At 57.8% G+C, this 17,315-nt stretch carries 14 protein-coding genes and 3 pseudogenes; 7 read left to right on the top strand and 10 right to left on the bottom strand.

Going from position 1 to position 17,315, the window contains the following annotated elements; genetic code table 11:
- The first annotated feature begins 1 nt into the window (after position 1).
- From JCM19049_RS17560 to JCM19049_RS22915, 4 genes are read left to right on the top strand one after another with little or no spacing between them, the layout of a single operon-like run.
- Positions 2-577 (top strand): AAA family ATPase, encoded by a 576-nt coding sequence (locus tag JCM19049_RS17560; RefSeq protein WP_279402128.1) that lies wholly within the window; start codon positions 2-4, stop codon positions 575-577.
- Positions 574-981, top strand: coding sequence for a hypothetical protein (locus JCM19049_RS17555; RefSeq protein ID WP_279402127.1), 408 nt, complete (start codon positions 574-576; stop codon positions 979-981). The genes JCM19049_RS17560 and JCM19049_RS17555 overlap by 4 nt, the downstream gene beginning before the upstream one ends.
- A gap of 12 nt (positions 982-993) precedes the next feature.
- Positions 994-1,995 (top strand): hypothetical protein, encoded by a 1,002-nt coding sequence (locus JCM19049_RS17550; protein ID WP_279402126.1) that lies wholly within the window; start codon positions 994-996, stop codon positions 1,993-1,995.
- A complete protein-coding gene (locus JCM19049_RS22915) occupies positions 1,992-2,717 on the top strand; it encodes a hypothetical protein (protein WP_374700193.1) in 726 nt (241 codons plus the stop codon). Before JCM19049_RS17550 ends, JCM19049_RS22915 begins: the two co-directional genes overlap by 4 nt.
- Positions 2,718-3,325: 608 nt before the next feature.
- On the opposite strand, the gene JCM19049_RS17545 is transcribed toward JCM19049_RS22915, so the two are convergent.
- From JCM19049_RS17545 to JCM19049_RS17520, 10 genes and pseudogenes are all read right to left on the bottom strand, one after another.
- The gene (locus JCM19049_RS17545; protein WP_279402125.1) at positions 3,326-3,922 is read right to left on the bottom strand and encodes an APC family permease; all 597 of its coding nucleotides are present in this window, start codon (positions 3,920-3,922) and stop codon (positions 3,326-3,328) included.
- Positions 3,923-3,965: 43 nt separating this feature from the next.
- A complete protein-coding gene (locus JCM19049_RS17540; protein ID WP_279402124.1) occupies positions 3,966-4,820 on the bottom strand; it encodes an APC family permease in 855 nt (284 codons plus the stop codon).
- A 110-nt stretch (positions 4,821-4,930) separates the two neighbouring features.
- Complete coding sequence (locus JCM19049_RS00690; RefSeq protein ID WP_279402123.1) at positions 4,931-5,917, bottom strand: phosphotransacetylase; 987 nt, start codon at positions 5,915-5,917, stop codon at positions 4,931-4,933.
- A 27-nt stretch (positions 5,918-5,944) separates the two neighbouring features.
- Positions 5,945-7,339, bottom strand: coding sequence for an aspartate aminotransferase family protein (locus JCM19049_RS00685; protein WP_054820483.1), 1,395 nt, complete (start codon positions 7,337-7,339; stop codon positions 5,945-5,947).
- A gap of 130 nt (positions 7,340-7,469) precedes the next feature.
- Positions 7,470-8,660, bottom strand: a complete 1,191-nt coding sequence (alr, locus tag JCM19049_RS00680; RefSeq protein ID WP_279402122.1) for an alanine racemase — start codon at positions 8,658-8,660, stop codon at positions 7,470-7,472.
- Between the two features lie 110 nt (positions 8,661-8,770).
- Positions 8,771-9,418, bottom strand: coding sequence for a PLP-dependent aminotransferase family protein (locus JCM19049_RS17535; RefSeq protein WP_279402121.1), 648 nt, complete (start codon positions 9,416-9,418; stop codon positions 8,771-8,773).
- A 68-nt stretch (positions 9,419-9,486) separates the two neighbouring features.
- Complete coding sequence (locus tag JCM19049_RS17530) at positions 9,487-10,245, bottom strand: GntR family transcriptional regulator (protein ID WP_279402120.1); 759 nt, start codon at positions 10,243-10,245, stop codon at positions 9,487-9,489.
- A gap of 44 nt (positions 10,246-10,289) precedes the next feature.
- Positions 10,290-10,502: a hypothetical protein gene (locus tag JCM19049_RS17525; RefSeq protein ID WP_279402133.1), complete on the bottom strand. Its 213-nt coding sequence runs from the start codon at positions 10,500-10,502 to the stop codon at positions 10,290-10,292.
- Between the two features lie 26 nt (positions 10,503-10,528).
- A complete protein-coding gene (locus tag JCM19049_RS00670; protein ID WP_279402119.1) occupies positions 10,529-11,188 on the bottom strand; it encodes a universal stress protein in 660 nt (219 codons plus the stop codon).
- A 39-nt stretch (positions 11,189-11,227) separates the two neighbouring features.
- Positions 11,228-12,716 (bottom strand): annotated as a pseudogene (locus JCM19049_RS17520) (helix-turn-helix domain-containing protein).
- Between the two features lie 299 nt (positions 12,717-13,015).
- Between JCM19049_RS17520 and JCM19049_RS00665 the strand changes: the two are divergent.
- From JCM19049_RS00665 to aceB, 3 genes and pseudogenes are all read left to right on the top strand, one after another.
- Positions 13,016-13,621 (top strand): HutD family protein, encoded by a 606-nt coding sequence (locus JCM19049_RS00665; RefSeq protein WP_306420602.1) that lies wholly within the window; start codon positions 13,016-13,018, stop codon positions 13,619-13,621.
- 516 nt (positions 13,622-14,137) lie between these two features.
- A pseudogene (gene aceA, locus JCM19049_RS00660) lies at positions 14,138-15,438 on the top strand (isocitrate lyase).
- Positions 15,439-15,566: 128 nt separating this feature from the next.
- Positions 15,567-17,200 (top strand): annotated as a pseudogene (gene aceB, locus JCM19049_RS00655) (malate synthase A).
- Positions 17,201-17,315: the final 115 nt, after the last annotated feature.

Below are 17,315 nucleotides of genomic sequence, written 5' to 3'. Positions count from 1 at the left end.
GATGACGACCTTCGCCCCGGCACCGACTGACGAATTCGAAAGCGTGAGCGCGCGCAGACTCTTCGATATTGATACTGACCTAACGGTGACTCGATTTCTTGGTGACTCGCCTCATGTACCAACAATCGACACGAACTATCGGTTCAATAAGCCCACCACATTGGCCATACTCGCGGGTTTCATGCACGATTCGCGAGTCTTGGTGCAGGGGATGCATGGCACGGGCAAGTCGAGCCACATTGAGCAGGTCGCGGCGCGTCTTCGTTGGCCGGTGATGCGAGTCAACCTTGACGGGCAGTTAGGGCGTATGGATTTGGTCGGCAAGGATAGCGTCGTGATACGTGATGGGCAGCCGACTACATCGTTCCAAGAAGGTGTCATTCCTTGGGCGATGGGCCAGCCAATGGCCCTCATTCTTGATGAGTACGATGCAGGTCGTCCAGATGTCATGTTCGTAATCCAACGCCTGCTAGAGCAGAACGGGGCACTCGTGCTGCCCGACCAGAATCGCGTCATTCAGCCCATCCGCATTTTCGGTTGTTCGCAACGTCTAATACTGTCGGATTGGGAAACTTGAACGGTCTCTATCATGGTGTGCAGCGCTTAAATCACGCGCAGATTGACCGCTGGAACGTTGTCGCCAGCCTCAACTTCCTGCCGGCTGAGGACGAGATCTCTATCGTAGCGGGGCGTGTTCCGGAACTGGCTCGCACTCCGGAAGGCATGGAGCTAATTCGTGCCATGGTGTCCGTTGCTGCATTGACGCGTGACGGGTTTGCGGCCGGCGATGTTTCTACACTCATGTCGCCACGCACCGTGATCACTTGGGCCCAAAACATCGAAATATTCCGCGATTCTGCTTTGGCATTTCGCCTCACCTTCCTCAATAAGTGCGATGAATCAGAACACTCTCTCATCGCGGAATACTTCCAACGTTGTTTTGACACAGAACTGCCAGAGTCTATGGCCATTGATTTTTAGAAGGCTTCAGCGATGACTGAACAGCCTACGGAGCCGCCCCGCATATCCCAACACGCTCAGGAGATCAGACGCCTCCAGAGCGCTTGCCTCCGGGCACTGAGTGCTGATGCCGGATTAGAGTTACGTGGCAACACTGCCTGGAGCTCCGGCAGGATGCTTCCCATCAACGCAGCCCATCTCTACCCCCAAATTGGCTATTCCGATTTGCACGCCTATCGAGGCGCTAGCGACGGAATGGCCCTTCGGGTGCGTCATTCAGATATGAGACAGCATCAAGAGCTACTTCCGAAATCTTCGGGCGGCCGTTTCATTTTCGAGCTTCTCGAGCAATTCCGGTGCGAGTCGCTAAACAGGTTGCCTGGCGTTAGCTCAAATCTCGACAATGGATTTCACAGTTGGACCACACAGTTTCAGGCGTCAGCTTTGGCAGAGACAGAGCTAGGGCAGATGCTTTTCGCACTGGCCCAAGTCTGCCGGTCCAAAATCAATGGCACCGGGCTAGCTCCAGAGATGGAAGATTCCATCGAAGCTGCGCGCATAGCTTTCCCATCCGGCATCGGGGCTTTAGCGGCCCGTCTCCGTCCGGCACGTTTTGACCAGCTCCGATTCGCGCAGATCTCACTGCGTATTGCCAGACTGGTAGACGACAGTATCGCCGCGCACCACTCCAATCGAGGCAGTCGGCCGGCACCACGACGTCGAGCGGATGATTCACGATTCACTCTGCATCTGGATGTCGCTGGTGAAGCTGCTGCCGTCGCACGTGCAGCATTGGACCCTGGATCCAAGAGCGGGCGCGAGGATTCCCGCTACCGTGCCTTTACCCGACAGTATGATCAGGTTGTTCCGGCAACCCAGCTTATCCGCGCTGGGCTACTCGAACGCTACGGTGCGGAGATCGCGCATTTAGCTTCTCAATCTGGAATAAACCACAGATTCCTCGCACGGGCCTGCGAGCGATCTTCTGCTATCCCACACCGGATGGCTGGTATGGGGGTGCCGAACGAGGCTTGATTGACGGCGGCAGGTTGGCTACGTTGATTGCCTCTCCCACCGACCATAGAGTATTTCGAGAAATACACGAAGCATCGCATCCATTCGCAGCGATCAGCTTTCTCATCGATTGCTCGGGATCGATGCGGCACCATGCGAAATCGATTGCTTCGTTTCTGAACCTGACGATAAGAGCGCTAGATCAGTGTGAGGTTCCCGTAGAGGTCCTCGGCTACACAACGCGAGCTTGGAATGGCGGCCGCCCGCTAAGCGAATGGCGTCGTGCCGGCTCACCCCAACAGCCGGGACGGCTGAACGAGATAAACCATCTTATCTTTAAAAACTTCACTTCAAGCTGGCGGACGAGCCGGAACAGCATCGGCGCATTGTTGCACCAGCCTCTCTACAAGGAGGGCGTAGACGGTGAAGCTGTGAGATGGGCCCTACATCGTCTATCCGAAAATGCCGCAGAACGTCGAGTTCTTATCGTCATTTCAGATGGAAGTCCATCGGATACCGCCACGACACAAACGAACGGCGCATCCTACCTCCACCAGGATCTGGTTGAGGTGATCAGGCGCGCCAATACTAGCCGAACAAGTGTCGCAGGAATAGGTTTGGGATTAGACATGAGCCCGTATTTCGGTGATCAGGCAGTAGTAATTGAAGACTGTGAGCTTTCCAGCGACCGCGGGATCCGTGCCTTCTTGTCGCTCCTGGCAAGGCTTCCCACCCTCCGCTGAATTCAACTTCCTGCTGTCATTCGTACCCGTTGGAGATCCAGTAGACACTGTTGCGCTCTCGTCATCTATAGGAGAATGGGTCTTCCAAAAAACCTAAGTTATCGCAATTCAGGCTGTCCGCTAGATGCTGCCGTTCAGGCGGGCGAAATTGCGTTGCCTGAAAAGCCAGCCGCTCCCGGCCCATTGAGCCCGCCCGAGAAGAATGCTTACCCTCGGCACGCTGTTTCCCAGGTTAATTTATGCGGTCAAAGGAACGGCGTCCAGATTCAAAAACGGAGGCTGGCCAAATAGTTCTTCGGCAACTTGGTGAGGGCCGAACCCAATGGCACATTCGTAGGCTCGCGTGACCACGCCAGAGAAAAGGCTTCCGTTGCCTGAATCTCACTCACGACAAGCCCGCATACTGGAAGCACGTCAAACCATTTTCATGAGAGGGATCTCTGCGCAGGACAATGCGGAGGTGAGAAAGATAGCTGGCTAACCGACAGAGCACACCAGGCTTACCTCATCCGGTGATGGGCGTCCCGACATCTTTGTCCCTTGAATACAAGACAAGGCCCGGGAAGACGAGGTTGCTTCCCGGGCCTTGTCAGCCTTTATTCGATTGCCTACCTTTTCACTTTGACCGCTAGCTCCGTGCCAGCTGGCCGCGGTGCTCCGAGCACTAGCATGTCGACTTGCTCATCGCTCAGTGTCTTATTGTGCTTACGACGCATGAGGAAGAACAGAACTCCGAGCAGCGTCCATACCGCCAGCGCGATCATCGATTCCTTTCCGAGCACTCCAGGCGACCCAGGAATCAGTAGCAACGCCATAAACGTCAGCGAGGTGATCGCCCCAAGCAGGCTGAGAACCTTCTTTGAAGTCGAGTTGACGTCTCCTAGAGAGCTGATTCCCTGTTTGGAATTTGTCGTGCGGAAAAGCTTGAAAGCGCACAAACACGTGTACAGGTAAGCGACCGTTACACCGACAGCCGACATGTCTACTACCCAGGTAAGCGCAGCGCGGCCAAACCACGGGCTGATCAAGCAAACTGCTGCCACAAAGAGAACTCCGTAGTGGGGGGTCTTGTACTTGGGGTGAAGTCGGGCAAACACTGCCGGAATCATCTGCGCGCGCCCCATGCCCAGCAGGATGCGACTGGCCGATACGTAGAAACCGTTCAGTCCCGTGCTGACGCCCATGGTGATGCCGATGGTCAGCATCAGCATTCCTACACCGCCCATGACCGCGGTCAAAGCATCGGCGCTACCCCAGGCCGAAGTCCCATTTGCCAAGCTCCCAAGGTGCACTGAAAGCAACTGCCGCAATCATTGCACAGTACAGCAATGCAGCAGCCAACAGAGCCAGCACGATCAGTCGCATGGCTTTGGCCGGAGGAAAATCGAACTCTTCGGCCGCCTGAGGCACATTATCAAATCCGATAAATGCCCAAGGCGCGATGGCGACGATCGCGGCAATAGCGGCAACTGGATTCACTTCAGCGGGAAACGCGGGGGTAGCGTTGCTCAGTACTGCCTGTGGACTGGCCAGGACGCCGACCAGGATGCACGCCACCGCTATCAGCATGATGACGCAGGCGATGAATTGAATTCTGCCCGACAGCGCTGTGCCTCGAATGTTGAGCAGGGCGAAGACGATCAGCACAGTCAACGAGATGGCTACCTCGACGATGTACACGTCCCATCCGGCCACGGTGTAGAGGTATCCCTGCTGCACTACGTCCGGCATGAGCTTGCGGAAAAGCAAGGCCATGGCTGAAGCGTTCAGGGCCACAATACAGGTATACCCCAGGGTCAGGTACCAGCCGCAGAAGAACGCGTGTGTACGTCCGAAACCGACAAGCGCGAATGCTAGCTCACCACCGGAAACCGGGAAGGACTTGATCAGGAAGCCATAGCTGACGGCGATAAGAATCATCAGCGCTCCACCGATCATGAAGCCGCTCAAAGCTCCGACGGGTCCGCCGATCGCGAGCCAGTCAGTGGGCAAAATAAACGCGCCCCATCCGACGGCAGATCCCAGAGCAATTGCCCAGACCCACCGGGCCTTAAGTGTTTTGGCTAGGCGTTCGGGCTGTTCTCCCCCTGACGCGGATTCCATAGCGATTCCGGAAGGTCTCGCCGGTTGGCTGGTGTTGCTTGTAGTAGTCGCCTTCATTTTTACCTCGATCTCAAGTGGTGCTGCACTTCTTTGGACTGACTCTTACTCCTTCACGCCTCGGCGGGCGGTGAAGGCAGAGACTGCACCAAGCTGATAAGGGAGACATTTACGATGTCTGAGACGCTCGCCCCACGGGACAAGTCATTGACCGGCGCGGCCAGGCCCTGAAGGATCGGCCCGTAGGCCTGCGCTTCGGCTAACCGCTGAGTGATTTTATATCCGATGTTCCCGGCCGCCAGGTTCGGGAATATAAACACGTTGGCTCTTCCGGCTACTTCAGATTGTGGTGCCTTAGCGGCTGCGACAGCGGAATCCGCTGCCGCATCAAACTGAAGTTCACCATCTACGCATAGGCTGGGGCGCCATTGGCGTACCAATTTCGTGGCTTCACGTACCGTCCTAATACTCGGATGCTCGGCGCTTCCGGCTGTGGAGAAGGAAAGCATTGCAACCCGAGGTGTTGTGCCTGTTATTGCTTGAAACGTACCGGCAGTATCGATGGCGATCCGAGCCAGTTGTTCGACCTCGGGGTCGGGTACCACCGCGCAATCGCCGTAGGCAAGATACTGTCCAGACGTCAAGCGCATCAGAAAGCAGGACGATACGGTCGCCCCTTTTTCTGCCGGTCCGACGACACGAAATGCGGAACGCATGATGTCTGCCGTGGGCAGGGTTGCCCCCGCCACAACAGCTTCTCCTTCTCCACATGCGACCTTCGCCATGGCCAGCGCCACCGGGTCTCGCAAGGCCTGGTCCACCGCTTCTGCACCGCGTGGTTCCAGCGAGGAACGCAGGTGCTCCTCAACCGATGACGTGCGCAGTTCGCGTATCGAACAGTTCCCGACCGCTGCGGCGGGCGCCTGAAGCAAGACTGGTTGGGCACCCAGTCCGCTCAAGATATCCGCAGCGCGCTGTATCCGTTCATCTTGTCCTTCCGGCAAGATGATGCGATGCATGCTCCGGTAGGCAAGAGCTTGTTCGAAACGCTGTAGAAGCATCTGGTCAATGCCGGCGAGATCCACAATGGTGCTGGCCATGGAATGGTCCTTCCTGCGGTCCCGCGCTTAGACGCCTGCCAGCGATTGCACGTTAGTGCGCAAGTACTGATCGGCTGCACTCATCACATGATCCACCTTGCCCAGCAAGTCATCCAGAACGTCCTGGTCGGCGACCAGCGGCGGAGAGAGCACCAGCATGGTGGCGCCCCGGTTGTCCGGGCGGGTAATGAGATTGACTTCCCGCATCGCCTTCGGCATCACCTGGGTCAGCAGGTGCTTGGATTCTTCCTCAGTCAGTTCTCGTCCAGTGTTCCGGTCACCCATCAGTTCGATTGCATAGAAGAATCCCGCACCACGGTATTCTCGGATGCTCGAATGGGCATCGACCAGCTGGTTCAGTCCATTCTGGAAGTAAGGCTCGAGGCTACGAACGTTGCCTGTAATGTTCTCTTCCTTCAGAGCATCCAGGTTGGCCACGGCCACGGCAGTCGACACGGGGTGACCGCCCCAGGTGGCGCCATGTGTAAAGATCCCCGCCTGCGGACTGGCGAGCATGCCATCGGCCAGCGGCTTGCGAATGATCACTCCCCCGAGTGGCGCATAGCCACTTGTGGATCCCTTTGCAAAGGTAATCATGTCAGGGACCACATCAAACTTGATGCTACCGAACCACTCGCCCAGTCGACCGAAGCCGGTAATGACTTCGTCCGCGACCAGCAGGATTCCATGCTCATCACAGATCTTTCGCAGTTCCTGCCAGTAGCCGGCCGGGGGCACCAAGGCACCGCGCGAGTTCTGAACTGGTTCGGCGAACAAGGCCGCGATCGTGTGACCGCCCTGCTCCTCAATGACCTGCCGAATCGCTTGAACCGAGGGCAGGTCTGCGGCGCTTCCGCCTTCTGGAATCGTTTCTCCCAGAGTATTTGGAACATGGAACACACCGGGCATCAAGTTGCCGAAAGGTTCCTTGTAGGCCGGGATTCCCGTTACTGCCAGCGCACCAAGGGTGGTGCCGTGGTAGGCCATGTTGCGAGCAATGATCTTGGTTCGCTCGGGCTGCCCCTGGCTGCGGTGGTACTGGCGCGCGAACTTGATCGCCGATTCCACGGCCTCAGAGCCGGAGTTGACGAAGAACGTTACATCCAGGTCACCCGGAGCCAAGTTGGCAATACGAGTCGCTGCCTCCACCGCTGCAGGGTGAGCTGAACCCCAGTTCGTCCAGTAGGCCAGTTCGGACATCTGCTCATAGGCGGCCTTCGGAATGTCCTGTCGACCATGACCGATGTTCGCGCAGAAAAGCCCTGCCAAGCCATCGAGGTAGCGTTCCCCGGACTCGTCGAATAAGTAGCTTCCTTCGCCCTTGACGATAATCGGCAGATTCTTGTCATTCCACACCTGGCCGGCAGTGAAGTGCGGGTAGAGGTGCTGCTGGGCACGATTGCGGATGTCTGAAGCGGTCATTGCTTTCCTCCTTGATGAAGATCTGATCCTGCCAGCGTTAGATTCACTAACAACTACCAAGATTTGATGTGGTGAATATCACTCTGCCTTGTCGCTGGGCCCTTTCCCAGAGCCACAATGGAGCCAGTTTTTAGGTACCAGATATTGAATCTCGATAGTTTCGTGGGACTCTTGCGCCAATGCCCGTGAGGATCTCATAGGGTATGGTTCCTGCGGCTTCCGCCCAATGCTCAACTGTTGGTTCGCCATCTCGTGCAGAACCGAAGAGAACGGCTTCGTCTCCCGCCTGGATCGCGTAGTCGCCCACGTCGACCACGAACTGGTCCATGCAAATGCGCCCTATAACGCGGAAGTGCTCGTCCCCGATGCGCACAGGTCCCCTCGAACTGGCACTCCGAACCACACCATCTGCGTATCCAAGAGGCACGACAGCCAGCCGCGTGGCTCGAGCGGTTTTCTCGGTCGCCCCGTAGCTGACAGCTGCTCCAGCAGGCGCTGACTTCACGTTCACGATCTTCGCGCTCAATCTCATGGCCGGATGTAGTTGCATCCGTGAAGTTCGGGCTTCACGGGGCAATGGGTTGATGCCATAGACGGCTAACCCGGTGCGCACCATGTCGAAATGGGCATCGGGGCGGGACAGGGTTGCGGCAGAATTTGCAATATGGCAAAGCTCTGGTCTGAGCCCCAGATCTCGTGCGACGGCTATTGCTCGACGAAAGTTGGAAAGCTGAGCGTCGATGGAAGGATGCCCGAGTTCATCGGCACAAGCCAGATGGGACCATACCCCAACGATGCGGACAACCCCGTTAGCTTCTGCACGGCGGGCGGCTGCGCATAATTGAGGCCATGTCGTTGCGTCGGCGCCACCCCGCCACATGCCGGTGTCGATTTTCAGGTGAATACGGGCAGTGGCTCCGGCTTCTCGGGAGGCTTTGATGATTTCTGCTAGCTGTTCGATGTTGTAAGCCGCTACATCGATCTGCTTGGAGAGTGCGGTGACAAAATCTGCGCCTGGTGCCGCCAGCCATGCGAAAACCGGCGCCTCGATACCCGCGTCTCGCAAAGCGAACGCCTCCTCCAGAACGGCAGTCCCCAGAAAATCCGCACCGCCCCGCAACGCAGCCTCGGCCGAGGGAATCAACCCATGACCATAGGCATCGGCTTTTAGCACGGCCATCACCTTGGATTGCGCGGCAAACTGGCTCAGAAGAGAAACGTTTTTACTGATGGCAGCCAAATCGATATCGGCATTTCGCTGTCCACGCCCATATTGGGCCTCGGGTTTAGCCGCAAACGCGGCTTCTTGTTGGGCGGTCATAGCGTGCTCCTTTACACACTCGGGTACCTTCCCAACTACTGTCGCCGAAGCAGGCTCGCGGCCCTAGACCCAGATCGCACTGGTTTTCCAAGAACCAGCGGTAAGAAGGTCTACAGGCCGAGGCCGTGAACGGTTTTCGCCAGTCGCCTTATCCCTGGTTCTATGGCCGCTGCGTCAATTGCGGCAAACCCGAGTCTGAAAAAATTCCGGTGAGTAGACGGATCGTCAAAGAACACGTCACCGCGTTCGATGACGACTCCTTCCCTCAGGCACGCCGCTTGAAGTTCTATGCAATCCAATTCCTGCGGCCCCCTAATCCACACGCTGACTCCTCCTGGTGGAGCCGACACGTCCCAGGGGAGGTGCTTTTCAAGTGCTTCGACAAGCAAGCGCCATTTCCGCTGGAGTTGCGTGCGCCGCCGCGAAATTGTTCGATGGTACTGCCCAGAGTCAATCAGCATCGCCATGGCGCGCTGAGGATGCCCGGCGATATGGCGGATGCGGTATCGCCGTTGGCTTCTCAACTCAGCAATGATCCCGGGGTCACCAACTATGTACCCCATGCGAAGCCCTGGAGCGAGAAACTTGGTGAAGGATCCCAGATAAACGACGTGCGCCGAATTAGGTAGAGCTTTCAACGCCGGAGTGGGTTTTCCCCGATACCGAAACTCGCTGTCGTAGTCGTCCTCGATTACCAAGGTTCCGCTTGAAAGTGTCGCATCCAAAATAGTTCTGCGGCGACTAACGCTGAGTGTCACATTCGTTGGACTATGGTGGCTTGGGGTCAAGTAGAGTGCGTCCAAACCAACAAATGACTCTGACGGGATCAGCCATGTTCATCTACGGCCAGAGGGCGCAGTTCAGCTCCAGTACGCGCGAAAGTATGACGAGCGTCCACGTAGCCAGGATCCTCCACGGCAACTGTTGAGCGGCTATCCATGATCGTCTGGGCAAGAAGATCTAGTCCTTGTTGCGAACCCGCGGTTATAAGTACGTTCTTGGGCTCGGCAACAATCCCGCGGGACGGTAGCACTCTGCGGCACAGAACATCAATCAGGTAAGGGTCATCCTCATCGACAGAGTCGCGTAAGGAGTAATGCAAGTGTGGTGGATCCAGCGCTTCCCGCAATGCCCGAGCCCACGCCAAACGCGGGAAATCGCGTTCATCAACCTGCCCGGCGACAAACGGATAGCGGTGTTCTCGCCAATTGCTTACCTTGGTGATCTCGGGCCTGTCTGCGCCTACGCGCGGACGAATATGCTGACTCCAGTCGATGGCCGTGGGGCCAACAGCCGCGTTGTGGGGCAAAGGCGCAGAGGCGTCTAAGATCTGAGCATTGATGAAATAGCCGCGTCGAGCGTGGGATTCTATGATTCCAGAGGCCAGCAGCTCCTGGAAGGCCGCATTTACTGTGTTTCGTGACAACCCGAGCTCGCGTGAAAGCTCCCTGGAAGAAGGCAGAGAAGCGTCTGAAGCAAAGCCGCCCACGCGGATCTGATGCTCTAGAGCTCGACGCAACTGCCGGTATAGCGGCTCTCCGACCTCGGAACTGATTGAAATTGGGGCAAGAATCTGCTCATACACTTCAGGAGCAGGTTTCTGAGAGTTATTCGTCATGTCAGCGTCACTCAGAGCTGGATTGAGTGTGTGGAATTTCTGCTCAGGTGGTACCGGGGAACTACCACCATGGGCACAGGAAGAGCCCGGAGCATTTTGTTGGCGGTTGTTCCCATGAAAATCGTGCTCCGCTCGGCCAGACGGCTGGAACCGATGAGAACAATTTCGGATTCGTCCCATTCCAACTGCTCAATAGCCGCCTCAATCGTCTTTCCCTGAGCCACTTCGGCAGTTACGAGAGTTCGATGGGCTACGGCCGCCACGGCTGATTGAGCATTCGTGTGGCATGCGCCTGCGCTCGTTGTTGCAAATTGCCAACTTTACGCGCGGCGCTGAGATCCAAGGCAACCAACGACACGAGACGCAACGGAACATGGCGTAACGCTGCGGCTTCAACGGCTACGTCTAAGACGGCATCAGATCCGGAACGCAGTCCCACACCGCAGGTAAAACGTGTGAGGTGACGCGGCGGAAGATATCCTGTTGGTGCCAAAGCCACCGGAACCGGTGATGAATGCAGAAGGGCATTGGCAACACTTCCGACAGTAAAACGCCGCAGTGGGCCATGACTCGCTGCGCCAATAACGACCAGGTCGGCGTTAAAACTGGAAACACTCTCCAACAGCCCTTGAGCCATCGAGTCTGCGAAACGGACCCGGGTCTGAGCGTTTATCGACGAAGGTACCAGGTCCAAGGACCTCTTCATCCATGTTTGCGCAGTTTCAAGCTGGTACTGCTGAAACACCTTCTCGCTCTGGGTAGACGCATCTTCCGGGGAGACACCGTGAATGATGTGCACAAGTTCCAGCTCCACCTGATCAAGCTCAGCCAGGGAACGGGCCAAGGTCAAAGCCAGCGAAATCGCGGCTCGTCCCCGTTCATCATCGGTACAACCGATTACATACTTCAAGCTTCACTTCCTTCTAACGAGATGTCTGACGGTGCTAGGTCACTTGATTTGCGCATGATGATGGAGGAAGGCGTAAACCTCTGTTTCATCAACACCGGGGAATGCGCCCTGCGGCATCGCTGCCAAAAGATGAGTCTGAGCTCGGGCGCTTGGCCATGCCTGCCCTGCCCACTCTTGTTGCAGATCGTGAGGGGGCCTACGACAGCAGGAAGGGTCTGGGCAGGTTGAAGTTGATCGCTCAGTTGTATCGCGGCCGCGAAACCATTTGACATGGACGTATGGAACCCCGATACTCAGCGAGAATCGGCCGCTGGTCGAACGCTCGGTACGCGCCGTGCACCAGAACGTTCCTGCAATCGTATCCGTGTATTGGTTAAATGCACTGAACTGGTCTGGAACGTTAAAGACTTCTCGGCTGGTCCAGTACCGGCACACCGACTGCCCTTCGATCGCGCCAATGTGATCCTGCGGAAAATTCACGCCGTCATTCTCATACGCCTTGTGAATGATGCCTGACTCGTGCACCTTCTGGAAATGCACCGGAATTCCCAGATGTTCTGTCGCAAGATTGGTGAAACGGTGAGCTGCCGTCTCGTAGGAAACAGCAAAAGCGTCCCGGATATCTTCCACTGCGATTTCGCGGGCTTCCTTTGCGCGTTGCAGAAAATCGACAGTAGCTTTTTCGGGCATCATCAGCGCTGCAGCAAAGTAATTGGTAGAAACTCGTTGTCTCAGAAATTCGGCGTAGTCCTTCGGCGTTTGATGCCCAAGTACCTGATGTCCGAAAGCCTGCAGAAGGACCGAACGTGTGCTGAACTCCGACCGAGACGACTGTGTCAAGTAAATGCGCTTGTTTTTCAGGTCGGTTACGGATCGTGTCGAGTGAGGGAGGTCAGACACATTGTGGAGTGTAAAGCCAGGTGACTCGCGATATCGGTAATCTGATGTGTTGACAGCGGTCCCTCGGTTTGACCGATTGCTTTCAGCAACGAGCTGGCTTCTTCCTCTAAGGACGGGAAGTAGTTGTTTCGTTGCCGCATCTCTTCACGAAGTTTGGTGTTCGCCCGCCGCGCCTCCTCCGGTGTCGCTGCTTGTTCATTAAGTCGTCGTTCCAGTTCTCGTTGCAGCCCCACCAAGGATTCCAGCACATCCATGGATAGCGTGCTGCTAACGCGGACCGTCGGCAGGCCCAACGATTGATATAAGGGCCCTCGCTGAGCCCGCTCCAGTTCGATTTCGAGTGCTGCCCTTCTGGAGGGCGGCTCAGTACCAAGAAGGTCATCGATACCGACTTCTAGGCTCGGGCCAAAGTTCTAAGAAGTGAAAGCTTCGGTTCCCGTTTGCCGTTTTCAATGAGCGACAGCTGGCTAGGTGCTGTATCCACGAGTCCGGAAACATCATCGAGGGTGAAGCCCTTTTGCTTCCGAAGGTGCCGAATCCTTCGTCCAAGCGCGATGGAATCTAGCTCTGCGCGTTCGGAATCGTCTGATTCACCGGGAACCTGCCCGCTCCATGTGGTAGTCGTCACACGCACAGTCTAGGAAAGAACTGAGATACTTTCCAGCCTTTGGTAATTTCGTTGCCGACCTTGAATATCTGCGGTGCGTACGCCGTCAAAGAATCCCTGAAATTACAAGGTGACTATGGCAGGAGCTCCAGGTCCCGGAAAACCGGAACACGCTTATAGTCTTCGCCTCGTGAGTCCTTTAGGACCGAGTCCGCATCGAGTAGGCCGGTAACCTAAGGTGCCGGAGATCTCTGCGTGTGCGCTTCTTTGTCGTTCTCCGCCGGTACCCCGACTCAAACTACGACCCTTAGACTCGTACCATGAGCGAAAACGTCTCGTCATACACGCCCGGTTCAATCATTCCACTTGCCACCAGCACAAAGCGGTCGTGGGAGTTGGGGGACATGCGACAAATAGCCACTGGAACAGTCTCCCAGAAGGGACTACTAGTGCCATCATCGAATGACGAGACATCATGGTTTCTTTCGGTTCGGTCCGTAGAACGCGCTGGTATTTTTGAGACGTCAATGCTCCGACAGACTGTGACTATTATCGAAGGCGAGTTCCTCCAGCTAAAGGTTGAGGGAAAGAGTCAAGGCCTTGAATTATTTCGACCTCTTACTCTTGCCGATAGGTCATCAATCGAAGCCACCCGCCCCACGGAACAACTGCTGATTCTTCATCTGGCGCATGACACATCCAAGGTAAGCGGTGTCGTCCGCCTGGTCGAACTGTCCAAAAACCGCGAGCAATATCTATTTGACGGGCAACTCGGCGTCCTCATCCAAGGACAGGCCATCGTGAATACCGCCGATAACGAGTCCCGCATGATGTTGCGTGACACGGTCATCGGTAGCGAGTCAGAAGGCGTTAGATTACACGGGCGGGGGACGCTCGCCGTCGTTTCTCTGGACCGAAACGGGTAAACAGCACCTCGCTACCCCTGCGAACCCGCACTCAGAGTTAAGCACGCGCCTGGGAATAAGGGCCGTCTACGGTCGGAATTGCCGACCCATTCCACTGCATGGCCATGCATTCGCTATACCTCGGTTGTATAGCCGGGAGGCTTTTTGGAGTTCCGACACATCGCAAACTTCCGGGCGGCTTCTTGCGCGCAGTTCTGTACCACCACTGCAAGCGGTTCCCTCTTATCCAAGAATCGCACGACGTTGCGCTTGCAAAAAGACCCTGAAATCTATAATTTGCCGGTTCTTCTGGGGTGAATCCTCAAAAATCGCACGTCCTTCAAGAACCACCTCATAGATAAGCGAAAAAGACTAGTTCTTCTCACGCCATCAATAATCGAAGATCTTTCCTTGGATAACCTCTACCAACACTCTTGCCCCTAGGGAAAAGTAGTTGTCACGAGGAAGTCCACCGGCAAGATCCGGCAAGACCGGAGCATCACCGGTAGAGGACGACAGCTGACGAAGGAGCAGGACATGACCGATCAGAACACCACCGAGAACCGGATTGCAACCCTTGAGAATGACTGGGCAAACAACCCGCGCTGGGCGGGGACCACCCGTGATTACTCGGCAGCCGAGGTCGTCAAGCTCCAGGCCGAGTCCAAGAGGAGCATACACTGGCCAAACGCGGTTCGGAAAAGCTGTGGAAGCAGCTGACTGAAGAAACCCCGACCGGCGGCTACACGAACGCACTGGGCGCCCTGACCGGCAACCAGGCGGTCCAGCAGGTCAAGGCCGGACTGCGGGCCATCTACCTTTCCGGCTGGCAGGTCGCCGCGGATGCCAACCTTTCGGGCCACACCTACCCGGACCAGTCGCTGTACCCAGCCAACTCGGTGCCGCAGGTGGTGCGTCGCATCAACAATGCCCTGTTGCGCGCCGACCAGATCGAATTTTCCGAAGACATCAAGACCGTCGAGGACTGGCTGGTTCCGATCGTCGCCGACGCCGAAGCCGGCTTCGGAGGGCCGCTGAACGCCTACGAACTGATGAAGTCGATGATTGCGGCTGGCGCCTCAGGCGTGCACTGGGAAGACCAGCTGGCCAGCGAGAAGAAGTGCGGCCACCTGGGCGGCAAGGTCCTGATCCCCACCCAGCAGCACATCCGCACCTTGAACGCCGCCCGCCTGGCAGCGGACGTCGCCGGCACCCCGAGCGTGGTCATCGCCCGTACCGATGCAGAGGCCGCCACCCTGATCACCTCGGACGTGGATGAACGCGATCAGCAGTTCATTACCGGCGAGCGCACCGCGGAAGGCTTCTACAAGGTGCAGAATGGTCTCGAGCCGTGCATCGCTCGGGCCAAGGCCTACGCGCCCTACTCGGATCTGATCTGGATGGAAACCGGCACCCCCGACCTGGAAGTGGCCCGTCGGTTCGCCGAAGCGGTCAAGTCCGAGTTCCCGGATCAGATGCTGGCCTACAACTGCTCGCCGTCGTTCAACTGGAAGAAGCACCTGGACGACGCGACCATCGCCAAGTTCCAGCGCGAGCTGGGCGCCATGGGCTTCAGCTTCCAGTTCATCACCCTGGCCGGCTTCCACGCCCTGAACTACTCGATGTTCGACCTGGCCCACGGCTACGCCCGGGACGGCATGAAGTCCTACGTCGACCTGCAGGAGCGCGAGTTCGCCGCCGAGGACCGCGGTTACACCGCCACCCGGCACCAGCGTGAGGTCGGCACCGGATACTTCGATGACATTTCGACCACCCTGAACCCGAACGCTTCGACCCTGGCCCTGGTGGGATCCACCGAAGAAGGCCAATTCCACTAAACCGGCTCACTTTTCGAGCTTGGTGGGGTCTGAAACGCCCCGGCAGCCGACAAACTCAACACCAGTCGTCAACGGTTGCCGGGGCCCACGGGCCCCACCAGCCATTAAGTCTTTAAGGATATGCAGCCATGAACTCCCCAATCACTTTGAACACCGTGTCCATCACCGCTTCCCCGGTGCGCTATCAGGAACAGATCCTGACCGCCGACGCACTGGATTTCATCGCCAAGCTGCACCAGGCATTTGAATCCCGCCGGTGGAACTGATGCAGCGCCGCCAGCTGAACCGGGCCCGCATCGCCAACGGCCACGACCCGAAGTTCCTGGATTCCACCCGCCATATCCGCGAAGACAACAGCTGGCAGGTCGCCCCGGCCGCACCGGGCCTGGAGGACCGCCGCGTGGAGATCGCCGGCCCCATCGACCGCAAGTCCACCATCAGGCACTGAACTCCGGCGCCAAGGTGTGGATGGCCGACATGGAGGACCAGTGCTCCCCCACCTGGCGAACGTCATCAAGAACCAGGTGAACCTGCGCCGGGTGCTGGACGGGACCATTGACTACACCACCGTGGAGGGCACCGTGCTCACCCCACACAGCACCGAGCTGCGCGAGCTGCCCACCATCGTGGTTCGCCCCCGTGGGCTGCACCTGCCGGAGAAGAACATGCTCATCGACGGCAAGCCGATCGCCGGCGCGTTCGTGGACTTCGGACTGCACTTCTTCCACAACGCCCAGCGCCTGATCGCCGCCGGGCGCGGCCCGTACTTCTCCCTGCCGAAGCTGGAGAACCACGCCGAGGCGCGGCTGTGGAACGACGTGTTCATCCTGGCCCAGGACCTGCTGGGCATCGAGCAGGGCACCATCCGCGCCACCGTGCTGATCGAGACGATCACCGCCGCGTTTGAGATGGAGGAGATCCTCTATGAGCTGCGCGACCACTCGGCCGGCCTGGTGGCCGGGCGCTGGGACTACATCTTCTCGATCATCAAGAACTTCCGTTCCCGCGGCGCCCGCTTCGTGATGCCCGACCGCGACTCGGTGACCATGACCAGCCCGTTCATGCGGGCCTACACCGAGCAGCTGGTGCGCGCCTGCCACCGCCGCGGGGCGCTGGCGATCGGCGGGATGAGCGCGTTCGTGCCCAACCGCAAGGATCCGCGCATTAACGAGCAGGCTTCGCCGAGGTCAACGCGGACAAGTCCCGTGAGGCGGCCGAGGGCTTTGACGGCTCCTGGGTGGCGCACCCGGACCTGGTGCCGGTGGCGATGAAGGCCTATGACAACGTGCTGGGCGAGAACCCGAACCAGGTCTCCAGGCTGCGTGAGGATGTGCAGCCCTCGGCCTCCGAGCTGCTGAACGTTTCCGGGCTGGGTGGGCGCATCACCGAAACCGGGATCCGGGACAACGTGGAGATCGGCATTCGCTACATCGAGTCCTGGCTGCGCGGCAACGGCGCGGTGACCATCCGCAACCTGGTGGAGGACGCCTCCACCGCGGAGATCTCCCGTTCCCAGCTGTGGCAGTGGATCCACCAGTCGGCGATCACCGACGAGGGCGAAGTGGTCACCCGGCATTGGGTGAGCGAACTGGCCGAGGAAACCATGGAGAAGATTGAGCGTTTCGAAGGTGACCGCTTTGAGGAGGCCATGGAGATCTTCGAGGCCTGCTCGCTGCGCGACGACTTCCCGACGTTCCTGACCTCCAACGCCTACCTGCGCTACCTGGACAAGCCGGCCCGCCAGTACGCGATGGCCAGCTAATTCCGCAAGGACCTGCGGCACCCGCCAGCATTCCACCAGGTTTCGGCCCCCAAGTTCCCGGTTCCGGCACTGTTGCCCGAATCGGGGGCGAGGGCGGGCCGGGGCCCCAGGAATC

Source organism: Arthrobacter sp. JCM 19049 (assembly GCF_001310435.1).
Note: the sequence above shows the minus strand (reverse complement) of the source record. Positions and strands in the feature narration are given on the sequence as shown.

What these genes read in the sequence shown, in the direction of transcription:
- JCM19049_RS17560 (WP_279402128.1), top strand. Translation starts at nt 2, where the DNA reads ATGACGACCTTCGCCCCGGCACCGACTGACGAATTCGAAAGCGTGAGC.
- JCM19049_RS17550 (WP_279402126.1), top strand. Translation starts at nt 994, where the DNA reads ATGACTGAACAGCCTACGGAGCCGCCCCGCATATCCCAACACGCTCAG.
- JCM19049_RS17545 (WP_279402125.1), bottom strand. Translation starts at nt 3,922, where the DNA reads ATGCTGACCATCGGCATCACCATGGGCGTCAGCACGGGACTGAACGGT.
- JCM19049_RS17540 (WP_279402124.1), bottom strand. Translation starts at nt 4,820, where the DNA reads ATGGAATCCGCGTCAGGGGGAGAACAGCCCGAACGCCTAGCCAAAACA.
- JCM19049_RS00690 (WP_279402123.1), bottom strand. Translation starts at nt 5,917, where the DNA reads ATGGCCAGCACCATTGTGGATCTCGCCGGCATTGACCAGATGCTTCTA.
- JCM19049_RS00685 (WP_054820483.1), bottom strand. Translation starts at nt 7,339, where the DNA reads ATGACCGCTTCAGACATCCGCAATCGTGCCCAGCAGCACCTCTACCCG.
- alr (WP_279402122.1), bottom strand. Translation starts at nt 8,660, where the DNA reads ATGACCGCCCAACAAGAAGCCGCGTTTGCGGCTAAACCCGAGGCCCAA.
- JCM19049_RS00665 (WP_306420602.1), top strand. Translation starts at nt 13,016, where the DNA reads ATGAGCGAAAACGTCTCGTCATACACGCCCGGTTCAATCATTCCACTT.